This window comes from Bifidobacterium sp. LH_743 (assembly GCF_056355775.1).
This window is the reverse complement of sequence record NZ_JBKESZ010000003.1, coordinates 1-20681: the sequence shown is the minus strand read 5'-3', so window position 1 is coordinate 20681 and position 20681 is coordinate 1. Positions and strand designations below refer to the sequence as shown.

Below are 20681 nucleotides of genomic sequence, written 5' to 3'. Positions count from 1 at the left end.
CATCTCGCTTACGTGTGGCATCTCTTCCGATATTCAAAAACAGAACGCCGCAATTCCGCGGTTTGTTTCCGCCATATCGCGCTTCGGATGCCGCACGTAAGCGAGATTACGCGACAGTCGCCGGAACGAAATTACGAATGAACCGCACCGGATCGCCAATCTGAATACCGGACGAGCCATACGCGAGAATCTCAAGATCCGCCCCACAGAACAAAACGTACAAATCGTTGCACATGAGCGGACCATATGTGCCGAACTTGATGTCACGGATCTCACACAGATTCACAAACGCGATCTTCTTGTAATCGGACGTGATGCCACCATAGCCGACGCATCCACCGATCTGCTTGAAAATCGATTTCTTTACTTCGCCGCCGAAGATGCCGTCTTGCCCGTCATAGCATTCGTAGCCGCCCGGCGGGGAGACGATGTTCTCAATGCCGGACTGATTGAAAATGAATGTCACCATGTTCTCCGGCACATAAATCTTCGAGCCGTTGATGATGCTTTCCGAGCCGCGCCCATTGGAGCCGTGACCTCACCGAAAGGAGATCCAGTTGGCACCGGACTTTTCGGCTCTTTTATTGGCAAGAGGGACGCGATCGCCCATCAGGCGGGAAGGTAGCCGTCGGCAAGGTCGACGGGCGTGTTGGCACGTTCCACGGCCTCGCTGCTGGCCTGCTCGGTCTGTTTGATGATGTCGTCGTAGCCGGTCAGTGCGGCGAATGGCATGAACTGTGCCGCACGGTTGTGCATGCTCATATGCGCATGTGTTTTCGACCGGTGGTGTGGCAATTCGATGATGTCGTCATAGCGATGCGTTTCGGTGAGACTCATGCGGCATGCCCTCCAATCTGATGGTTGCGCTGCTGTCCGGTCGCGTCATCGAACATGTCCATGGCTTTGATGACGGAGTTTCTGCCGAACTTGCGTTTGATGTCGAGCAGCGTCCGTTGCATGTGGAGTTCGGCCTCCCCGTCTTTCGGACTCCCCGACCGCTCCGTCTCCGACATAGCTCCGCCGTTGGAAGCAACGTTTTCGGACGAATCGTCCAGAGTTTCGAACAAATCAGGCTGGACATATTCGAAATCGCCAGGTTGACGTCCTTCCGGCCGATCGACCGTCAGCAGTTCCGCGGCGACCACGTTCAGACGGCGAACCAGCAGCCGCCTATCGACAATCGAACGGAACAGACCATCCACGGCTTCGCAGATGCGCGATGTCGCCGAAGTCGGTTCAGGCAACGCGATCGACCCCGAAGCCGGCTTGGGCACACGCCGGCCATATCTGTCAAGAGAGACCGGGCCGTCATATACCGCTACGGCGTGTTCGGCGACCGTCTTCCATCTGGCTCCGTCCTTGCCGAGCTTCTTCGGATCGAGGCTTGCCGTATCATAGCCGACCATCAATCCCACACGGCCCGCCTTCACGCCCTTCGCCACCAGATCCAGCGACAGCGTATCCGCCATTTCACGCACGATCAGACGAGCTGCGCCGAAATCGACGGGCTTCGTCAGCACCTGTCCTGAACTCATGCTGTGTCCGGCCGGCTTGTACGCCTTGATATCCGCGATGGTGCATGACTCCCATCCCCACGCGTGGTCGATGAGCAGTTCGGCATTTATGCCAAACATCCGGTACAGCAGATCCTCGTTGTAGTATTCGTCGGCTCTGCCGATGGAGCAGCGCGCGATATCCCCCATGGTCAGCAGACCTTGGGCCTCGAGCCTCCGCGCATACCCCCGACCCACACGCCAAAAATCAGTCAGCGGCCGGTGACCCCACAACAGCCTCCGATACGACATCTCATCAAGCCTCGCGATGCGAATGCCGTCCTCCCCCGCGCGGATGTGCTTGGCCACGATATCCATGGCCACCTTGGCCAGGTACATGTTCGTGCCGATGCCCGCGGTGGCGGTGATGCCCGTCTGGGAGTGGATGTCACGGATGATGTCGCGCGCCATCTCCTCCACGCCCTTGCCGTAGGCGCGAAGATACCCGGTGACGTCCATGAACACCTCGTCCACCGAATACACATGGATGTCCTCGGCCGATACATACCGCAGATAAATGCTATATATCTTCGCGCTTATCGCCAGATAATGCGACATGCGCGGTTTGGCGATGAACACTCCCGCCGCCAGATTCGGATTGGCAGCAAGCGCCTTCGCGTCGTACGACTCCCCCGTCAGGACTCCGCCCGGGGCGACGGCCCTGCGGGCCACATTGACCTCCTTCAGCTTGGCCTTGACCTCGAACAGACGAGCACGCCCCGGCAAACCATATTCCTTCAACGACGGCGAGACCGCAAGACAGATGGTTTTGTCGGTGCGCGATTGGTCCGCCACCACCAGATTCGTGGATAGAGGAGGAAATCCGTGCTCGACGCATTCCGAAGACGCATAGAAGGATTTCAGGTCGATTGCCACATATGTCCGTTCGACCATGACGCTCCTTCCACGCGACGGTCCGCACCGACGTGTTCCACACGTCAAAAACCATGATTTGCGATTCGACTTATCCATCATATCAGAATATTCGAACAGCCGTTCGAATATGTGTCTGTTTCCGCTCGTGGAGACATGAACGAGAGACGCCCCGGGAAGCTTCGCTTGTAGCCTCCCGTTGGTAGGGTTGGACGGTAGCGAACCCCTTGTCTCCATGGTTTTGGAAGGAGCTTTGGCTTGTCAGCTGAACTCGAAGACATCCACGAGGAATGCGGTATTTTCGGCGTTTGGGGCCACTCGGACGCCGCCCGACTCACCTACTTCGGTCTACACGCGTTGCAGCATCGCGGTCAGGAGGGTGCCGGCATTGTCTCCAACGATAATGGTCATCTCATCGGTCATCGCGGAACGGGTCTACTGACCCAGGTGTTCAGCGACGAACGGGAAATCGAACGCCTGAAAGGAGACAAGGCGATCGGCCATGTGCGCTACGCCACCGCCGGTTCCGGCGGCACCGACAACATCCAGCCGTTCATCTTCCGCTTCCACGACGGCGACATGGCCCTGTGCCACAACGGCAATCTGACCAACTGCCCCTCCCTGCGCCGCAAGCTCGAAGACGAGGGCGCGATCTTCCATTCGAATTCCGACACCGAAGTGCTGATGCACCTCATCCGCCGCTCCAACAAGCCCATGTTCATGGACAAGCTCAAGGAAGCACTCAACACCGTGCACGGCGGCTTCGCCTATCTGATCATGACCGAACATGCCATGATCGGTGCACTTGATCCGAACGGTTTCCGCCCGCTGTCCCTTGGCAAGATGACCAACGGCGCCTACGTGCTCGCCTCCGAGACCTGCGCGCTCGACACCGTCGGTGCCGAACTGGTGCGCGACATCCGCCCGGGCGAGATCGTGGTCGTGGACGACAGCGGCTACCACATCGACCGCTACACCGACCAGACCCAGCTGGCCATCTGCTCGATGGAATTCATCTACTTCGCACGCCCCGACTCCAACATCTATGGCGTGAACGTGCATTCGGCCCGCAAGCGCATGGGCGCGCGTCTGGCCCAGGAATCCCCCGTCGACGCCGATATGGTCATCGCCGTGCCGAATTCCTCCCTGTCTGCGGCATCCGGTTATTCAGAAGAGGCCGGTCTGCCGAACGAAATGGGTCTGATCAAGAACCAGTACGTGGCGCGCACCTTCATCCAGCCGACGCAGGAGCTACGCGAGCAGGGCGTGCGCATGAAGCTGTCCGCCGTGCGCGGCGTGGTCAAGGGCAAGCGTGTGGTCGTCATCGACGATTCCATCGTGCGTGGCACCACCTCGAAGCGCATCGTGCAGATGCTCAAGGAGGCCGGAGCGGCCGAAGTCCATATGCGCATCAGCTCCCCGCCGCTGAAGTACCCGTGCTTCTACGGCATTGACATCTCCACCACCAAGGAACTCATCGCGGCCAAGATGTCCGTCGACGAGATCCGCGACTACATCGGGGCCGATTCACTGGCGTTCCTGTCGCTCGACGGTTTGGTCGAATCCATCGGCCTGGGAGCGGACGCGCCGTATGGCGGCCTGTGCGTAGCTTATTTCAACGGCGATTACCCGACCGCTCTGGATGATTACGAAGCCGACTTCCTGAAGTCGCTGACTCCGGAGGATCGCGTCCGGCTGCCTGAATTTGCCCTGTACAAGAGCAAGTACGAAGGTAACGAATACACCACCACTTCATCCCAAGAAGAACACTGAGACCCAAGAAAGGTTTGATATGCCAAAAGCATATGAAGAAGCCGGCGTAAGCGTCGAAGCCGGTTACGAAGTCGTCAAGCGCATCAAGTCGCATGTAGCGCGCACCAACCGTCCGGGCGTGGTCGGCGGCATCGGCGGTTTCGGCGGCCTGTTCGACCTCGCCTCCCTGGGTTACAAGGAGCCGGTGCTGATTTCCGGCACCGATGGCGTGGGCACCAAGCTGGTCGTCGCCAAGATGGCAGGCAAGCACAACACCATCGGCATCGACTGCGTGGCCATGTGCGTCAACGACATCGCGGCCCAGGGCGCGGAACCGCTGTTCTTCCTGGATTACATCGCCTGTGGTAAGAACGATCCGGCGCTGCTGGAGCAGGTCGTGTCCGGCGTGGCGGACGGCTGCGTGCAGGCCGATTGCGGCCTGATCGGCGGCGAGACCGCCGAGATGCCGGGCATGTACGACGAGGACGAGTACGATTTGGCCGGTTTCGCCGTGGGCGTGGCCGAAAAGTCCGCCATCGTCGACGGCTCCTCGATCGTCGACGGCGATGTGCTGATCGGCCTTCCCTCCACCGGCGTGCATTCCAATGGCTTCTCCTTGGTGCGCAAGGCCCTGTTCGAGCAGGCCGGCTACACCGTCGACACCCAGCTGGATGAGCTCGGCGGCAAGAAGCTCGGCGATGTGCTGCTCACCCCCACCAAGATCTATGTCAAGACGCTGTCCCCGCTGTTCAAGGCCGGCGTAGTCAAGGGTGTCGCGCACATCACCGGCGGCGGCTTCATCGAGAACATCCCACGTATGATTCCCGACGGCCTGGCCGCGCGCATCAACCTCGGCTCCTGGCCGGTTCTGCCGATCTTCGACGTGCTGGAAAAGGCCGGAGAGATCGATCATATGGAAATGTTCAACATCTTCAACATGGGCATCGGCATGGTGCTGGCAGTCAGCGCCGAGGACGCCGACAAGACCATGGAACTGCTCAAGGCCAATGGTGAGGCCGGCTACGTGCTGGGCGGCATCGTCAAGAAGACCAGCGAGGACGTCGAACTGCGATAGACAAACATACGGGGGTGACCGGAACGGCCACCCCCGATTATTTCTTTGGCTTTTCAAGGCTTTCCCACAAGGGACGTTACAGGAGGAAAAATGAAGGTTCTGGTCATTGGTTCCGGCGCACGCGAACACGCCATCGCCCACGCGCTCATGCGTGGCGGCAGCGTCAGCGAAGTCACCGTGGCCCCGGGCAATCCAGGCATGGAGCTTGACGGCATCCGCACCACACAGCTCAACCCGTCCAACCATGCCGCGCTCATTGATTTCGTGAAGAACAATGGATATGATTGGGTGTTCGTCGGCCCCGAGGTGCCGCTCATCGAAGGCATCGTCGACGATTTCGCTGCCGCCGGCATCAAGGCTTTCGGCCCGAACAAGGCCGCCGCGCAGATCGAGGGTTCCAAGGACTTCGCCAAGCAGCTCATGGAGCGTCACGGCATCCCGACCGCGAAATACCAGACGTTCGACGATTTGGAACGTTCCACCGCCTATGTGCGTGAGCATGGCGCGCCGATCGTCATCAAGGCCGACGGACTGGCCGCAGGCAAGGGCGTGACCGTGGCGATGGACGAGAAGACCGCCATCGAGGCCCTTGAAGACATTTTCGTGGATCACCGCTTCGGCAACGCGGGTGCGAAAGTGGTCATCGAGGATTTCCTTGAGGGACAGGAATTCTCCCTGATGAGCTTCGTGAACGGCACCGATTTCTGGCCGATGCCGATTTCCCAGGACCACAAGTGCGCCTACGATGGCGACAAGGGCCCGAACACTGGCGGCATGGGCGCCTACAGCCCCGTCCCCCAGATTGGTCAGGACGTCATCGACACCGCCATCGAGACCATCGTGAAGCCGACGGTGCAGGCCATGGCCGACGAGGGCACGCCGTTCACCGGCATCCTGTATGCCGGTCTCATCGCCACCGCGGACGGCCCGAAGGTCATCGAATTCAACGCGCGTTTCGGCGACCCGGAGACCGAGGTGGTGCTGCCGAAGCTCACTTCCGACCTCGGCGCCGGCATCAACGCCATTCTGAACGATGAGACCCCGGAATTCACTTGGGATGAGGACAACGCCACCCTCGGCGTGGTGCTCGCATCCGACGGCTATCCGACCAATGTGGTCAAGGGCGCCGCAATTCCCGAAATCAAGGTCGATGACGATTCCCACGTCTACTATGCCGGCGTGGCCCGCGACGAGCATGGTCTGGTGGCGAATTCCGGCCGCGTGCTTTTCGTGGAGACCTCCGCGGCCGACATCAAAACCGCGCAGGACAAGGTCTACGGCATCATCGACAAGCTCGATACGAAGGGAATGTTCTACCGTCACGACATCGGCTTCAAGGCTTTGAATGCATGATGACGGCTCATCATCACAGCTGACGGACACAATAGGCAGGGGCTTGTTCCATATCGATGGAGCAAGCCCCTGCCTTTTATTGCGTGTGGTGTGCCTGCTGCGAAAAGACACCCCATACCCCTGCCGTAACGAGGACGCGCGCGAATTCCACGCGGCACGACACGAAGGCGTACAAAGGTACGTCGAGTGTCGTGCCGTGCGGAAGGCGCGCCGTCCTCATTACGGCAGGGTCATGAACGAGGTGTTTTTCAAGTAATTTTTCCCCGTGGTGATGTCGTATTGGATAAGTCGGTAATCGGCCAGCAGTTGCTTGGTTTCGGTGTCGAAATCACCTTCGGCCATGGGTTCGCCCTTGGAGTTCAGATAGATGTTCTGGCCTTCCGGAATGCGGTCCCAGCCTTGGATGTTGTTCACGACCGGCGGCTCCATGGCGGAGATCTTGGAATGCATTTCGGTGAGGAATGCCAGATACGGGGAGACTTTGGCGTCCATATGCTCGGCCGCCTGAGCCACGAAGAAGTTCGGCGACGAGTATTCGGCGTTGTCGATCTTGTTGCCTTGCGTGCCGGAGACCTTGTTGGACCAGATGAAGTAGTCCGTCTGATGCAGGGCCAGCGAATTGTCGTCGTCCGCGGACGCCGAGGAGTAGATGCCGGGCAGATGGTCGCCGTAGAAGACCACGGTGACCGGTTTGTCGAGCTTGTCGAGTTCGCTGAGGAATCCGGCGGTCGCCTCATCCGTCAGGGACGCGCCCTTCTGATAGGTTTCGATGGATTCCTTCTCGTCGTCCTTCAAAGGCTTTCCCGTGGTGGAGGAGGCTTTGAAGTCGTTGTGCTTGTACCAGTCATGGTAGGGCATGTGGTTCTGCATGGTGATGACCTGCAGGAACTGATTGGATTTGGTTTTCCTGACTTCCTCCAGCGTGCTTTGGTAGGTGGCCTCGTCGGAGACGTACGGCGAATCGTCGATCTTGTCCTGATGCGAGATGACGTCCGGTCCGGTCAGCGTGTAGAAGTGCGAGAAGCCGAATTTCTTGTAGTTGGTGGCGCGCGAGTACATGGACGACTCGTACGGGTGCAGTCCGATGGAGTTCTTGGACGCGCCCCACATCTGGTTGATGGTCGGCGTCCAATGCTCGCTCGGCACCAGCTGCTGGTACGGGCTGGTCAGGGAGGAATCGAAATTCGCCATGCTCAGGCCGGACAATCCCATGTATTCCAGATTGGCGGTGCCGCCGCCGTATCCGGAAGACAGCATCAAGCCGGACGTGGTGTTCTGCTTGATCTTGCGGATGTTCGGCATGGAATCCTTGTTGACTTTGAGTCCCGGCACGCGGGACGGGTCGGAGAAGGATTCGGACAGCACGTAGATGACGGTGCTGTCGGTCATGTTCGTAGAACGTTTCGCGTTAATCTTCTTCGCGGCCTTCTCATAGCGGGCCGCCACCTGTTTCATGGTCTCTTCGGAATAGTTGTCCGGCTTGACCATGACTTTCGGATTGAGCTGACGTGTGAACGCCACCAGCGGCCCGTTGCGCTGGGCGTCATACACGGAATCCCACATGGAGGGCTTGTCCCCCATGACGGTGGCGAAGCCCTTGGCCCATGAACCGACGGTGCTCACCTGCATCGAATACAGCGTGAAGAACAGGCCGGGAAGCAGGATCAGCAGCAGTCTTGCGATTGCATTCACGGAACGGGATTGCTTGTCGGAGCCGCGGAACAGTCTGCCATGGCGCGCGTCGAGACGGTTCAGGAAAACGAACAGCGCCACGAACGCAGCGAACGCCGCCACCGCGATCAGAATGGTCCATTGCGCGCCCGCGGGCATGAAACTCATCAGATTGCCGGCGTCGGCCTTCAGAAAGTTCAAATCGCTCGGCAGAATCGCCTCGTATCGTATCGAGACCTTGAAATGCTCAATCACGGCGACGATGAACGTCACCGCCAGAAAAACCGGCGTGGCCACCCAGAAACGGTTGGTGAGCATCAGCAGAATGATATACAGGACACCCCATAGGATGAGGTTCAATACCGCCACGAAATTGGCGCTGGTGAACATCTTGCCGACGAATCCCCAACCGGTGAGCCACATGTTGTTCGACAACTGGACTCGCGTTGCGGACTCGCTGACGCCGATCTGCAATGCGGCGACGCCCACCGCGTCGAACAGGACGAACAGCACGCCGTAAAGCCAGCCCGGGAATTCCTTGCCCGTCTTTCTGGCCGCCGGATCCACGGTAGCGATGCTGAGCTCCTCAATCGGCTCGTTTCTCGTTGTTGCTTTGGTCACGCATAACCCCACTTAGCTTGTTTGCAATGCCCTATTGTCATATATGCGTCTGGAAAAGACAACGCCGGCCTGATTTTCTTTACGATTTATACGATTGCGTTGTGCCGACAGTGATGAGAATCATCCGCGGAATACGGCATGCGACCGTCACTTGTCCGTTTTCCGGCAATCCGCGCACAATCCGAACACTTCCAGCGTATGCCGTTCAATGGTGAAGCCGTATTTGTCGGAAATGCCTTTCAGCCAGCTTTCCGAAGGCGATTCGATCTCCACGGTCTTGCCGCAACCGGTGCAGACGAGGTGATGGTGGTGCCCATCGTCACCGCACAGGCGGAATAGCTGCTGGCCATCGAGGCGGACCGTGTCGGCGCGGCCCGCCTCGGCCAAGGCGTTGAGCTGCCGGTACACCGTGGCGAGGCCGATATGCTCGCCACGGTCCTCCAACTTGCGGTGCAGCTCCTGTGCGGAGATGAATTCGTCACAGCCGTTCAGCGCGTCGCGGATGGCGTCCTTCTGTCGGGTCTGCCGCACGATATGTTCACTCATTGCTTGCGATGTCAGGCTTTCTTCAAGTCATCCCAGCAACCGGTGGCTTCAAGGTCGGCCACGGTTCGGGCAGTGTCGTCGGTCAGCACGGTGATGTGGCCCATCTTGCGGTCATGGCGCACTTCGGCCTTGCAATAATCGTGCACGTTCCATTCGGGATGGTCGGCGATGAGAGCGCGCGTCGGCGCGACATGCTGTCCGAGCACGTTGACCATGACAGCGGGCTTGAGCAACTGCGGCTGTTCGAGCGGCCAGCCGGCAATGCCCCGGATATGCGCATCGAACTGGTCAAACGAGCATGCCTCGATGGTGTAATGGCCGGAATTATGCGGTCGCGGAGCCAATTCGTTGACAATCACCTTGTTGTCCTTGGTGATGAACAGTTCGATGGCCAGAATGCCGGACAGCTCGAAGCCCTTGGCCAACCGCAACGCCAGTTCGTGCGCCTCCTTGGCGACGGTCTCATCCACTTCCGCCGGCGCGATGGTCATGTGCAGGATGTTGTTGCGATGCTCGTTGCGCACAATCGGGAAGGTCACATAGTCCTTGCCGTTGCCAGCGACGAGGATGCTCGCCTCGAACGCGAAATCGACGAATCCTTCCAGAATGCTCGGTGGGAAGCCGCCACCACGGTCGGCACGGGCGCGCACCTTCTCCAGATCGGCGTCGGACCTGAGCACGGTCTGACCGTGGCCGTCATAGCCGCCGGAACGGGTTTTGAGCACCGCCGGGTAATGGATCTCGTCGAGGGCAGCGTCAAGCTCTTCGACGCTGTTGACCGCCTTCCATGGTGCAGTGGGCGTGCCATGATCGTTGATGAATTGCTTCTCGTTGACGCGGTCCTGGGTGACGCGCAGCAGATCGGTGCCCTGCGGGGCCGCCGCGAGGGAACGTACCTGGTCGATGGCGTCCGCGTCCACGTTCTCGAATTCGTAGGTGAGCACATCGGATTTCTCAGCCAATTCGCGGATTGCGGTGATGTCGTCGTATTCGGCGGTCACCTGGAAATCCGCCACCTGCGCGGTCGGACAGTCGGGAGTGGGGTCGAGCACGCCGATGCGGAATCCCATGTAGCGGGCCGACAGGGCCATCATGCGGCCCAACTGGCCACCGCCGATGATGCCGATGGTGGCTCCGGGCATCAGACGTTCGATACGGCCGTTGGTTTCCTCAGACAAGCTGGGCATTGGATTCAGCCACCTTTTCCTTCAGGGAGTCACGATAATCCTGCAGCGCCTTGGCCAGACGCTCGTCGGTAGTGCTCAGGATGCTCACCGCGAGCAGGCCGGCGTTGGTCGCTCCCGAGTTGCCCACAGCGGTGGTGGCCACCGGAATGCCGCCCGGCATCTGCACGATGGACAGCAGCGAATCCCAGCCGGACAGGGCGTGGGAACGCACCGGCACGCCGATGACCGGCAGTGTGGTCTGCGCCGCCACCATGCCCGGCAGGTGGGCCGCGCCACCTGCGCCGGCGATGATGACCTTCAGACCGTTGGCGCGGGCGTTGTGCGCGAACTCGCCCATCAGTTCCGGCGTGCGGTGCGCGGAGATCACCTGCTTCATGTATGGCACCTCGAACTGGTCGAGCATCTCGCATGCGTGCTTCATGGTCTCCCAATCGCTCGCCGATCCCATGATCACCGCAACTTCAGGCTTGTTATCTGCCATCAAGAACCTCCGAAGATATACGTAGACAACGTGTTCCAGAACACCGCTTACTTTACTTACTTGGCTCGATGTGCAGCACGACCTTTCCGAAAACGTCCCCTTCGGCCACTCTCCTGAACGCCTTCGGAGCGTCGGCGAGCGCGTATGCGGAGTCGATGACGGGATGCAGGTCCGCGTGTTCCACGAATCTGAGCAGTCGTGCGAAATCCTCGCGGGAGCCCATGGTGTTGCCCTGCACTCGGATGTCCTGGAAGAATATGCGGGTCAGTTCGGCTCCGGGCTGGTCTCCCGTGGTCGCTCCGCAGATGGCGATGGTGCCGCCGGGACGCACGGATTTGACGGAATGGCTCCACGTGGCCGCGCCAACGGATTCGATGACTGCGTCGACCTTGCGGGGCAGCCTCGCACCGGTTTCGAAGGCCGCGTCGGCTCCGATGGAGACGACAAGGTCGCGTTTTCTTTCGCTTCGGGAGGTGACGAACACTTCCAATCCAGCGGCGTGGGCAAGCTGGATGGCCGCGGTGGACACGCCGCCGCCGGCGCCTTGGATGAGCACCGTGTCGCCCGGCTTCACGTTGGCGGATGTGAACAGGAGCGAGTAGGCGGTGAGCCAGCTGGTGCCGAGCGTCGCCGCCTCGTCGAGACTCAGGTTGGCCGGTTTGGCGAACACGTTGGCGCTGGGCACCTGGGTGATCTCGGCCATGGTGCCCGCGTATTTTTCGGACAGGATCGTGCGGCGCTCCCCCGGCATGACGCCCGCGCCATCGGTGCCGACGAAGGTGTAGAGCACCACTTCGGAGCCGGCTTTCAGCCCTTTGCGAACAGGAATGTCCTCTTCGAGCACACCAGCGGCGTCGGTGCCGAGGATCATCGGCGTCTGGTCGGCGGCGAGTCCCACGCCCTGCAGACTCCAGATGTCGTGATGGTTCACACTCGCCGAGGCAACGCGTATATTGCTCCAGAACGGCTTGCTTTGGGGCTCCTCAAGCTCCCCCACCCTGAGTTTCGACAACGGATCAGCATAATCGGTCCCTGCTGCGTATACGGCTTTCATGATTGCGCTCCTTTGCGGTTTTCAGCGATTCACGATGTCGGATGACTTCTCCCATTGTGCCGTAGTTGGGTAGACTTTGCGGTCATTTGCCCGCAAACACCCCGCAAGGGCATACGGTGGGATACGATTTTCCGCGGTAAGAAGATAAAGGTTCAGGGAAGGACAGTTGCGCATAATGACCGCTGGCATACTGGGTTCGATTCATACTCCGGCGGATGTGCATGCTCTTCCCCCGCAGCGACTGCGCGACCTATGTGCGGAGATTCGCTCCACGCTGCTGGAATACGGCAGGAGGCATGGCGGCCACATCGGCTCCAATCTTGGCGTGGTGGAGCTCACCGTGGCGTTGCATCGCGTATTCAATTCGCCGCGCGACCGTTTCATCTTCGACGTCTCCCATCAAAGCTATGTGCACAAGATGCTTACCGGCCGTGCCGAAGCGTATTTGGATGAATCGCGTTTCGGCGAGGTGACCGGTTTCACCAATCCCGAGGAAAGCGAGCATGACTCCTTCGTCCTGGGACATACCGGCACGTCCATCTCCCTCGCCTGTGGTCTCGCCAAGACCCGTGACATGCAGCGGGCTGCGACGGGGACGAGCCCCATCGGCAATGTGGTCGCCATCATCGGCGACGGTTCGCTGAGCTCGGCCATCGCATTCGAAGGGCTGAACAACGCGGCCGAGCAGGGCGGAAACCTCATCATCGTCGTCAACGACAACGAAATGTCGATCGCCGAGGATTTCGGCGGCATGTACGGCAATCTCGCGCGTCTGCGGGCTTCGAATGGCACCGCGGAACTGAACCTGTTCAAGGCTTTCGGCCTGGACTACCGGTATGTGGAGCAGGGCAACGACGTGGATGCGCTCGTCGACGCGCTTGAGGATTTGAAGGACATCGATCATCCCGTCGTGCTGCACATCCACACCACCAAGGGATTGGGCTTCGACGACGGAGCCGCAACGGAGAATGGCTCGGACGGCTGCAATCAGACGAATCCGCAGCCTCATGCCGGCCAGTGCGAGGCGAACCATTGGCAGGATCCGGACAGCGCTCTGGGCAAACCGCTCGACGCACGCAAATACTATGGCCAGATGGCCATGGCCTCCCTTGAACCGCGTTTTGCGCAAGAGCCTGGACTGGTGGTCGTATCCCCCGCCACGCCTGGTTCGAATGGCATCACCCGCGATTTTCGCGAGCGCGCGGGCGCTCATTATGTGGACACCGGCATCACCGAGGAGCATGCGGCCGCCTTCGCGGCGGGTATCGCGAAGGCCGGCGGGCGACCGGTTCTGGCCACTTCCGCCACGTTCTTCCAGCGCATTTACGACCAGCTGCAGCAGGAGCTTTCGCTCAACCATGTTCCGGCGACGCTGCTGATTTTCGGAGCCGGCATTTCCGGCGCGGACAACACGCATTCCGGCACGTTCGATATGACGATGTTCGCCAATACGCCCGGTGTGACCTGTCTGGCGCCGACCGGCGGAGAGCAGATGCTGGACATGCTGGCATGGGCCACCGGCCCGTCCGACCATGGCGTGGTGGCCATCAGAATGCCCGGCGAACAGATACTCGCCATGGAGCGTTCCGCCGATATGGCGTTCGACCCGTCCGAACGGGCCGACGCGCATGAGACGGCCGTCGACATTGCAGGCGATTGCCCCTTCATGCGGTACCAGATCGTACGTCCGGGACGTGAAGTGGCGGTTATGGGCTTGGGCAACACAATGCCGCTGGCCGCCGAAGTGGCCGGCAGGCTGACGGATGACGATGGCATCGACGCGACGCTCATCGACGCGTTGCAGTATTCCACGATGGATGGCGAGTTGCTGGATGTGCTCGCCGACGGCCATCGTGTGGTGGTCACTTTGGAGGATGGCCAGCTGGAAGGTGGCTGGGGTGAGAAAGTGACCGCCTATTATGCGAATTCTGCCAATCCGAAGGCGGCCGACGTTCATGTGCTGAATTTCGGCGCAACAAAGGAATTCACCGATCGTGTGCCGTTAGACGAGCTTGACGAACGGTACGGGTTGACCGCGGATGCGGTGGTCGACCGCATCCGTCGGACGCTCTCGCGCTGAGCGGAGGCATGGACGCCGGTACGGAACGTGCCGTTCGTTTCATGCCAGAATCCCTTGTTTCGTGCCAAATGGCAGTGAACCGCAAAACGACGAAAATACAATGAAGGCATCGCAACGAATCGAAAACGAAGCCGAACGGTTCCATACCATGAGGGGGAACATCATGAAACGTCGTTTCACACAAGCGGAGGTCTACTACCTCAACACCCTGCCCGCGGTGGAGCGGGCGTCGATGGACCGCATCACCTATTCCCGGGATTTCCAGGTGCGTTGCATGGCGCAGTATCTGCGGGGCAACGGACCGACCAGCATCTTCGCCAGTGCGGGACTCAATCCGAAAATCGTGGGCAGCAAGCGCATCGAACGCGCCATCGCACGCTGGAAGGCCGATCCGCAGATCATGCTGGAGGCGCAGTCGTTCGCCAATGAAGCCGCGGCCGATCAACGCGACCTGCTCGTCATCTCCCAATCCATGACCATCGCATGGTTGGAGAAGAAGGTCATGGATCTGCAGAGGCAGATCCAATCAACGGAACAGCATGAGGCGGAACGCCCGACCATGCCGATCCGCGGGGCGCTCGTCGGCTTGGAATAGCAGCCACGTCGCCCCCATAACAGATGTGCGTCGTGGTACGGCGACGCACCCATACGCGATCCCTCTTTCCATCGTTTCCGCATTCTCCGTCACATTCACGCGGCTCCCCGATGGAAGGAGGGATTCGTTCGTCTTCGGCCGCATGCCCCACAATCGGCGCATGCGGCCGAAGACGTCATTCGATCAACATTCTTCAGATCCGCGGCACCGATGGGGTCGCATGGGACGGTTTCGGCGCGTACGTGCTCCGTTCTGCGGTCTCGTTGGCCGTCATCATGGCCTGGGTGATCTGGTTGTACATGTCCTGATATCCGCCGGGAGTGGATGCGGGCAGCACCACGGTCTTGGCGTTGTCGGATTCGCTCAGCGAGCGCAGCACGTCGAGATACTGGTTGAACAGCACCACGTTGTTCACGTCGCCGATGTTCATGCCGACGGCCTGCAGGCTCTTGATCTGGTCGACGATGCCGCTGGCAATCTCACGACGGTAATTAGCCTGGCCCTCGCCCTGCAGACGGGTCTTCTCGGCTTCCGCGGCAGCCTGGGTCTCAATCTGGATACGCTGGGCCTCGGCGCGCTGGCGGGTGGCTTCCTTCTCGCGCTGGGCGGCGTTGATGGAATCCATGGCGTTCTTGACCTGCGGGCTTGGATCGATGGCGGTGATCAGGGTCTTGACCACGGTGAAGCCGAAACGGGACATCTCATTGCCGACGGTCTTCTGCACATCGAAGGCCACATCGTCCTTGCGGGCGAAGGCGTCATCAAGGCTCAGCGCCGGAATGGCGGAACGCAGCGCGTCCTCCATATAGGAACGCAGCTGACCGGCCGGATCGCGCAGCTCATAGTAGGCGGTGGCCACGTTCTCCGGGTTCACGCGGAACTGGGTGGAAGCCACGACGGTGACGAACACGTTGTCGAGCGTCTTGGTCTCCAGCTGCACATTGAGCTGGTTGACGCGCATGTTGGTCTTCATTGCGATGCGGTCCACGAACGGAATGCGGATGTGGATGCCCGCGAACTGGACTTTGTTGAATTTGCCGAATCGTTCGATGATGTAGGCCTGCTGCTGCGGCACGATGAACAACGTGGACAGGAACAGGAACGCGATGATCAGTGCAATGACAAGGAGCGCTACAAGGAACGGCATGACATTACTCCCTTTCTTTGTTTTCTCTTCAAAGGCTTCGCATACGGCCTTTCGTAGGTTCTGCAACCATTGCCGGACCCAAGTAAAAATTTACCAACGCATCGCACTTTTCCGCATATTTTGTCCGGGAGCCGGGCAGGGAGCGTCCGGGAGCTGGACAACATGCATCTCACGAGCCGAAACGGGATTGGCGCTGCTCGTTCCCTTCATCAATGAACAGCAGCGCCAATCCCATATTCAACCAAGCGGACTCGCCCCTTATTATGAGAGCCATCACGCAGATAGAATCTGGGAGGATAGATCGACCCGATTCAGGAACTGTTTCGTACGTTCCTGCTGAGCATGTTCGAAAATCTGCTCAGGAGTTCCCTCTTCCACGATCACGCCGTTTTCCATAAAGACGACTTTATTGGCGACATTGCGGGCAAAACGCATTTCATGAGTCACGACAATCATGGTGGTGCCGTTATCCGCCAATTGACGCATGACCGACAGCACTTCCTCAATCAGCTCCGGATCCAGTGCCGACGTCGGCTCATCGAAAAGAATGACCTCGGGATTGACCGCTATGGCCCTGGCAATGCTCACACGTTGCTGCTGCCCTCCCGAAAGCTGGGACGGATAATAATCGAGACGATCGGCAAGACCGACTTTGGCCAGAGCATCCTCCGCTATTCTTCTCGCCTGCTCCTTCGGCACCTTGCGTGCGGTGACCAACGGTTCCATGACATTGCGTAGCGCCGTCATGTTGTTGAACAGATTGTAGTGCTGGAACACGAATGCGGTTTTCAGCCGCACATCCCGAATCTGCTTTTTCGTGGCATTGTGCAGATCATAGGTTTCGCCGCCTATCCGCAAGGTACCACCATCGGCCTTCTCCAGAAAATTCAAAGACCGGAGGAAAGTGGTTTTTCCGGAGCCGCTTGGCCCCAATATGGAGACGACATCCCCTTTTTCCAAGGACAGGCTTACGTCTTTGAGCACTTCCAGTTTTCCGAAGTTTTTACGCACGTGACTGATTTCAATCATATTTCCACCTCAGCTTGCCTGAATTGATTTGAAACGGCCGGTATAAAGTTCAATACGGCGCATCGCCTTTTCGATGAGGAAGCAAAGTCCCCAATACACCAGAGCGGCGGCGATATACCCCTCCAGCAGATCGTATCGTTGGTTTGCAGCCCTGATGGAGGCGCTCAGCACTTCGGGAACGCCTATAAGCGAGCACAATGCCGATGCTTTCACCATCGATACCAGGTTATTGGTAAGCAGAGGGACCGCTTCCGGAATCATCTGGGGAATGACGACTCTTCGGGTGATCTGCCAGCGGCTTAATCCAGCGGCATAACCTGCCTCATATTGGCTTTGGGGAACCGACAACGCCGCACCGCGCAGAGCTTCGGACATCATAGGTATGGAGGCGATGGAAATCACTATTACTCCCAACGTGATTCCATTGATGTTCCGGGCGCGAACAGTCCATCCCAGCTTTTCCGCGATACCGTTGAAATACAGTGTGACCAGCAGACTGGCCGTGACCAGCAGAAGATAGACCGGCACGCCTTTCATGATTGTCACAATCGCCTTCAGCAGCGGAGCGATCACCGGCACTTTCCAAATCCTGATGAGGCATACCAGCAATCCGAGCAGGAGCGAGAAGACAAAAGGGGCAAATGCCAGGATGAGCGTCTGTGGAACGAACTGAATTCCTCGCGAGATGCTGATCCACAATTGCGCCCAGTTGAAGGCTCTGGTCATAATGCGGTCTCCTTTCCGAAGGAAAGCTTTTTGTCCGCGACATGGAAGATGAACTCCAGAAGTATGCTCACGACAATGAAGATGATTGCCGCATCCGCATAGGGTTCGATGCTATGGGACGTCGCATTCCCCAGGGCAATGGCCCGACCCAACACATCCATAACGCCCATGGCGGAGGCGAGTACGGTCGTTTGGAACAGACCAACAGTCATTACGCCCAAGCCTGGAATGACCAACCGTACAGCTTGCGGTACGATGACGCGCCTGAACGTTTGCCACCAGGTCAATCCGGATGCGTATCCCGCCTCGTACTGTCCCGACGGAATGGATTCCAAAGCCCCGCGGAACAATTCCGCGAGGAAGGCCGACTGGTTAAGCCCCAACGCGATTACAGCGAAGTAGAACGCATCCACTGAATCCAGATCGATGTTGGAACAAGCCTTCACCAAAATCGGCAGTCCGTAATAGACGATGAACAGCTGTACGATCTCCGGCGTCCCTCGGACAAAGGAGATATAAACCGCGAAAATCTGGTTGAGCACTGGAATTCGGAATACGCGGACATAGGCGATAACAAGTCCCAGGATGATGCCGATGGCCAGCGCATATCCCACCATCATCAGTGTGTCCGGAAGATAATCCAATATCTTCGGGAATGCGCTGACCATCCGCGAAAACGAGAAGTAGTCTCCCATCAGAAGCTCAACCTCTTAGGTTTGACCGGCTCCGAGAAATCACCGCCATAATACTTTTCCGACAGCTTCTTCAACGTCCCATTCTTACGCAGCTTAGCGATGGCCCCATCGATGTCCTTGCGCAGCTGCGTGTCCTGTTTCCCAAGCAGGAACTGAGTATTCTGCTGGTCCAAAACCTCACCCACCGGCTTGAACTTGGTCTTGTATTGCTTATTATCGGACGCAATGCCGGTTTCCGTATACGGCACAGCCGCGGCTTCGCCGCTCGAGACTGCCGCATGCGCCTGCTCGATGGTCCAATCCCCATATTTAAGATTGATCTGCTTGTTCGGATTCGCCTTGTTGTACTGCTCCAGTATGTCCGCCGTGGCCTCGCCATTCCACGCATACACCGTCTTGCCGGCAAGATCAGAGATCTTATGAACCGTATTGTCGCTCTCCGGCACAGCCAGACGTGCCACGTAGCTGCCCACTCCCTGCCTCGTATATTCATACTTGGCTTTGCGCTCCTTGTTCAGCTGCAGCGTACTTGCCGCAACATCGATTTTCCCGGTGTCGAGGGAAACAAGAAGATTCGGCCAGTCAAGCGATTTGTATTCGAACTTGTATTGCGGCAGCAGATCGTCCACCTTACGGAGGACCTGCGCCTCATACCCGTCGATGTCGCCGTCTTCGTTGATATAGTTTGCGGGCTTGTTCGTCTTGGTGTTCTCGCCGATCACAATGGTTTTAGCATCGGAATCGTTATTCCCCGAAGCCTCAGCATCCTGGCCCACATGGCCGCATGCCGCCGTCAACGGCAAAATCAACACGGCCGAAAGCAGCGATGCGACATACTTGATGTTTTTCCTCATGGTGTGGAATCCCCTTAAAGCTTGATTTTCAAAATAGAACGAAAGAAGAACCGGCAATTAATTTTTCGTCTGCCGTTCCGGGAAAGGATCGTCCGCCAAACGAAGCCAGTGGTATTCACCGGTTTCAAGCGTATAAAGTTCGAGAAGGGAAGCTGCGATGCCCGCGGAGCCTGTGTAGTATCCAATCGGTCTTGAATACACATCCGGTTCAATGCGGGTGAAGGCCAGAGGCCAATCGGATGAACCGTTGGGTAGAATCTCCTCCTGCCCAAGCACCACCGCCGCACTCCGACGCGCAAGATCAAGCCAACGATCATCACCGTCAGCCGCATACAATCCAATAAAGAAATGAATCAATCCGGCATGCCCGCAGCATAGGTTCACGGAATTCCATAGACCATTGGTCTGCCGATCCGGAGCTCCCAAGGATTCCAATCCATCGACAAGCTCGGTGATCTTCCCAAGATAGGTCTTGTCTCCGGTAGCCTGGGCGAGTTCATAATAGAACTTCGAAGTTCCCGCGGGACCATGGCAATTCCCCAGATAATAGACGATCTGGTTCTCTTCGACCAACGGCTGACCGGTTTCTCGATTGAACCGATAAGGCAGCAATGCTCCCCTCTCCTGCTTCACGAGCAAGGTGTCCAGATGCTTGTCGACCTTCTTCGCACCGTTCAGATACGTGTCGTCGTGCGTGTGTTCATACAGCTTGACCAGCAGATAGCCGACGCCCGCCGACCCGAGTTCGAAACCAGGCTCGATGAAATCCTCGATACCTTTGAAGATGTCAAAGCGAACGCCTCCATCCGGCGTCTCATCAGCCGTGCGCAGAATCCGTTTGCCAGCTTTCAGTATGGTCTCTTCCAATCGGGGATCGTGCAGAACATCCTGTGCATCAAGAAGGAACAACACCACTCCCGAGTCCAACAAAACAGATGTGAGGTGGTGACGTTTTCTTGGACTCCCTGACCGGGAGGAGAACCCCCTTATGGCGAAGTACAGCAGGGAGCAGCGAGACAGGGCCGTGGACCTGTACATCAAATACGAACGCTGCGCCGCCGACGTGATCCGCGAGCTCGGCTATCCCAGCAGGGGCTCGCTGTGGATGTGGCACAAAGACCGGCTCGAGGAGGAGCGCACCGGCGTCCCCTCCAGGCGCGGCGAACGCTACAGGCGCTACAGCGACAAGCAGAAGCGGGCCGCGGTGGACCACTACCTCGAATACGGCAGACGGCTCAGCCGCACCATGCGGATGCTCGGCTATCCGAAAAGCAAGGAGCTGCTCATGGCGTGGATCGACGAGCTCGCGCCCGGCCAACGCAAGCTGAGGCACGGGCCGGTGCCCGAGGAACTGAAGCGGAAGGCGGTGGTCGCGGTCGCGTCCGGACG

Annotated in this window: 20 protein-coding genes; 6 read left to right on the top strand and 14 right to left on the bottom strand. The window is 58.7% G+C overall.

From position 1 onward, the window contains the following. Positions 1 to 106: 106 nt before the first annotated feature. The 3 genes from AC1ATL_RS05030 to AC1ATL_RS05020 all read right to left on the bottom strand — a co-directional run bounded on the left by AC1ATL_RS05030 (position 107) and on the right by AC1ATL_RS05020 (position 2447). The gene (locus tag AC1ATL_RS05030; protein ID WP_476568998.1) at positions 107 to 469 is read right to left on the bottom strand and encodes an SPFH domain-containing protein; all 363 of its coding nucleotides are present in this window, start codon (positions 467 to 469) and stop codon (positions 107 to 109) included. Between the two features lie 140 nt (positions 470 to 609). Beyond that, positions 610 to 837: a hypothetical protein gene (locus AC1ATL_RS05025; protein WP_476568996.1), complete on the bottom strand. Its 228-nt coding sequence runs from the start codon at positions 835 to 837 to the stop codon at positions 610 to 612. Then, on the bottom strand, positions 834 to 2447 hold the full coding sequence (locus AC1ATL_RS05020) for a Y-family DNA polymerase (RefSeq protein ID WP_476568994.1): 1614 nt from the start codon (positions 2445 to 2447) through the stop codon (positions 834 to 836). Before AC1ATL_RS05020 ends, AC1ATL_RS05025 begins: the two co-directional genes overlap by 4 nt. 237 nt (positions 2448 to 2684) lie before the next feature. Between AC1ATL_RS05020 and purF the strand changes: the two genes are divergently transcribed. From purF to purD, 3 genes are all read left to right on the top strand, one after another. Continuing rightward, positions 2685 to 4199: an amidophosphoribosyltransferase gene (gene purF, locus AC1ATL_RS05015; RefSeq protein ID WP_476568992.1), complete on the top strand. Its 1515-nt coding sequence runs from the start codon at positions 2685 to 2687 to the stop codon at positions 4197 to 4199. A gap of 19 nt (positions 4200 to 4218) precedes the next feature. Further along, positions 4219 to 5253, top strand: a complete 1035-nt coding sequence (purM, locus tag AC1ATL_RS05010; protein ID WP_476568990.1) for a phosphoribosylformylglycinamidine cyclo-ligase — start codon at positions 4219 to 4221, stop codon at positions 5251 to 5253. Between the two features lie 90 nt (positions 5254 to 5343). After that, a complete protein-coding gene (gene purD, locus AC1ATL_RS05005; RefSeq protein WP_476568988.1) occupies positions 5344 to 6606 on the top strand; it encodes a phosphoribosylamine--glycine ligase in 1263 nt (420 codons plus the stop codon). Positions 6607 to 6825: 219 nt separating this feature from the next. Here purD and AC1ATL_RS05000 read toward each other — a convergent pair whose 3' ends face one another. The 5 genes from AC1ATL_RS05000 to AC1ATL_RS04980 all read right to left on the bottom strand — a co-directional run bounded on the left by AC1ATL_RS05000 (position 6826) and on the right by AC1ATL_RS04980 (position 12166). Next, the gene (locus AC1ATL_RS05000) at positions 6826 to 8898 is read right to left on the bottom strand and encodes an LTA synthase family protein (RefSeq protein WP_476568986.1); all 2073 of its coding nucleotides are present in this window, start codon (positions 8896 to 8898) and stop codon (positions 6826 to 6828) included. Between the two features lie 147 nt (positions 8899 to 9045). Next, a complete protein-coding gene (locus AC1ATL_RS04995; RefSeq protein ID WP_476568984.1) occupies positions 9046 to 9444 on the bottom strand; it encodes a Fur family transcriptional regulator in 399 nt (132 codons plus the stop codon). A gap of 11 nt (positions 9445 to 9455) precedes the next feature. After that, on the bottom strand, positions 9456 to 10631 hold the full coding sequence (gene purK, locus AC1ATL_RS04990; RefSeq protein ID WP_476568982.1) for a 5-(carboxyamino)imidazole ribonucleotide synthase: 1176 nt from the start codon (positions 10629 to 10631) through the stop codon (positions 9456 to 9458). Then, complete coding sequence (gene purE, locus AC1ATL_RS04985; RefSeq protein WP_003808571.1) at positions 10615 to 11112, bottom strand: 5-(carboxyamino)imidazole ribonucleotide mutase; 498 nt, start codon at positions 11110 to 11112, stop codon at positions 10615 to 10617. The genes purK and purE overlap by 17 nt, the downstream gene beginning before the upstream one ends. 52 nt (positions 11113 to 11164) lie before the next feature. After that, positions 11165 to 12166: a zinc-binding dehydrogenase gene (locus AC1ATL_RS04980; protein WP_476568980.1), complete on the bottom strand. Its 1002-nt coding sequence runs from the start codon at positions 12164 to 12166 to the stop codon at positions 11165 to 11167. Between the two features lie 175 nt (positions 12167 to 12341). Between AC1ATL_RS04980 and AC1ATL_RS04975 the strand changes: the two genes are divergently transcribed. Continuing rightward, the gene (locus AC1ATL_RS04975) at positions 12342 to 14246 is read left to right on the top strand and encodes a 1-deoxy-D-xylulose-5-phosphate synthase (protein WP_476568978.1); all 1905 of its coding nucleotides are present in this window, start codon (positions 12342 to 12344) and stop codon (positions 14244 to 14246) included. A gap of 163 nt (positions 14247 to 14409) precedes the next feature. Continuing rightward, positions 14410 to 14841, top strand: coding sequence for a transposase (locus AC1ATL_RS04970; protein ID WP_476569337.1), 432 nt, complete (start codon positions 14410 to 14412; stop codon positions 14839 to 14841). 193 nt (positions 14842 to 15034) lie between these two features. Here the strand turns inward: AC1ATL_RS04970 and AC1ATL_RS04965 are convergent, their stop codons facing one another. The 6 genes from AC1ATL_RS04965 to AC1ATL_RS04940 all read right to left on the bottom strand — a co-directional run bounded on the left by AC1ATL_RS04965 (position 15035) and on the right by AC1ATL_RS04940 (position 20201). Then, the gene (locus AC1ATL_RS04965; protein ID WP_476568976.1) at positions 15035 to 15988 is read right to left on the bottom strand and encodes an SPFH domain-containing protein; all 954 of its coding nucleotides are present in this window, start codon (positions 15986 to 15988) and stop codon (positions 15035 to 15037) included. A 273-nt stretch (positions 15989 to 16261) separates the two neighbouring features. Continuing rightward, positions 16262 to 17017, bottom strand: a complete 756-nt coding sequence (locus tag AC1ATL_RS04960; protein ID WP_476568974.1) for an amino acid ABC transporter ATP-binding protein — start codon at positions 17015 to 17017, stop codon at positions 16262 to 16264. Positions 17018 to 17026: 9 nt separating this feature from the next. Next, positions 17027 to 17743 carry an ABC transporter permease subunit gene (locus AC1ATL_RS04955; protein WP_476568972.1) on the bottom strand — a complete coding sequence of 239 codons (717 nt, stop codon included), beginning with the start codon at positions 17741 to 17743 and terminating at the stop codon, positions 17027 to 17029. Continuing rightward, on the bottom strand, positions 17740 to 18438 hold the full coding sequence (locus tag AC1ATL_RS04950) for an amino acid ABC transporter permease (RefSeq protein ID WP_476568970.1): 699 nt from the start codon (positions 18436 to 18438) through the stop codon (positions 17740 to 17742). Before AC1ATL_RS04950 ends, AC1ATL_RS04955 begins: the two co-directional genes overlap by 4 nt. Beyond that, positions 18438 to 19292, bottom strand: coding sequence for a transporter substrate-binding domain-containing protein (locus tag AC1ATL_RS04945; RefSeq protein WP_476568968.1), 855 nt, complete (start codon positions 19290 to 19292; stop codon positions 18438 to 18440). The genes AC1ATL_RS04950 and AC1ATL_RS04945 overlap by 1 nt, the downstream gene beginning before the upstream one ends. Before the next feature lie 57 nt (positions 19293 to 19349). Beyond that, positions 19350 to 20201, bottom strand: a complete 852-nt coding sequence (locus tag AC1ATL_RS04940; RefSeq protein ID WP_476568967.1) for a lanthionine synthetase LanC family protein — start codon at positions 20199 to 20201, stop codon at positions 19350 to 19352. Between the two features lie 79 nt (positions 20202 to 20280). On the opposite strand from AC1ATL_RS04940, the gene AC1ATL_RS04935 reads away from it, so the two are divergent. After that, positions 20281 to 20681: transposase (locus AC1ATL_RS04935; protein WP_476568965.1), on the top strand; the 401-nt coding region annotated here is incomplete at its 3' end.

What these genes read in the sequence shown, in the direction of transcription:
- AC1ATL_RS04995 (WP_476568984.1), bottom strand. Translation starts at nt 9,444, where the DNA reads ATGAGTGAACATATCGTGCGGCAGACCCGACAGAAGGACGCCATCCGC.
- AC1ATL_RS05025 (WP_476568996.1), bottom strand. Translation starts at nt 837, where the DNA reads ATGAGTCTCACCGAAACGCATCGCTATGACGACATCATCGAATTGCCA.
- purK (WP_476568982.1), bottom strand. Translation starts at nt 10,631, where the DNA reads ATGCCCAGCTTGTCTGAGGAAACCAACGGCCGTATCGAACGTCTGATG.
- AC1ATL_RS04950 (WP_476568970.1), bottom strand. Translation starts at nt 18,438, where the DNA reads ATGGGAGACTACTTCTCGTTTTCGCGGATGGTCAGCGCATTCCCGAAG.
- purE (WP_003808571.1), bottom strand. Translation starts at nt 11,112, where the DNA reads ATGGCAGATAACAAGCCTGAAGTTGCGGTGATCATGGGATCGGCGAGC.
- AC1ATL_RS04975 (WP_476568978.1), top strand. Translation starts at nt 12,342, where the DNA reads ATGACCGCTGGCATACTGGGTTCGATTCATACTCCGGCGGATGTGCAT.
- AC1ATL_RS04960 (WP_476568974.1), bottom strand. Translation starts at nt 17,017, where the DNA reads ATGATTGAAATCAGTCACGTGCGTAAAAACTTCGGAAAACTGGAAGTG.
- AC1ATL_RS05030 (WP_476568998.1), bottom strand. Translation starts at nt 469, where the DNA reads ATGGTGACATTCATTTTCAATCAGTCCGGCATTGAGAACATCGTCTCC.
- purD (WP_476568988.1), top strand. Translation starts at nt 5,344, where the DNA reads ATGAAGGTTCTGGTCATTGGTTCCGGCGCACGCGAACACGCCATCGCC.
- AC1ATL_RS05020 (WP_476568994.1), bottom strand. Translation starts at nt 2,447, where the DNA reads ATGGTCGAACGGACATATGTGGCAATCGACCTGAAATCCTTCTATGCG.
- AC1ATL_RS04955 (WP_476568972.1), bottom strand. Translation starts at nt 17,743, where the DNA reads ATGACCAGAGCCTTCAACTGGGCGCAATTGTGGATCAGCATCTCGCGA.
- AC1ATL_RS04965 (WP_476568976.1), bottom strand. Translation starts at nt 15,988, where the DNA reads ATGCCGTTCCTTGTAGCGCTCCTTGTCATTGCACTGATCATCGCGTTC.
- AC1ATL_RS04945 (WP_476568968.1), bottom strand. Translation starts at nt 19,292, where the DNA reads ATGAGGAAAAACATCAAGTATGTCGCATCGCTGCTTTCGGCCGTGTTG.
- AC1ATL_RS04970 (WP_476569337.1), top strand. Translation starts at nt 14,410, where the DNA reads ATGAAACGTCGTTTCACACAAGCGGAGGTCTACTACCTCAACACCCTG.
- purM (WP_476568990.1), top strand. Translation starts at nt 4,219, where the DNA reads ATGCCAAAAGCATATGAAGAAGCCGGCGTAAGCGTCGAAGCCGGTTAC.
- AC1ATL_RS04980 (WP_476568980.1), bottom strand. Translation starts at nt 12,166, where the DNA reads ATGAAAGCCGTATACGCAGCAGGGACCGATTATGCTGATCCGTTGTCG.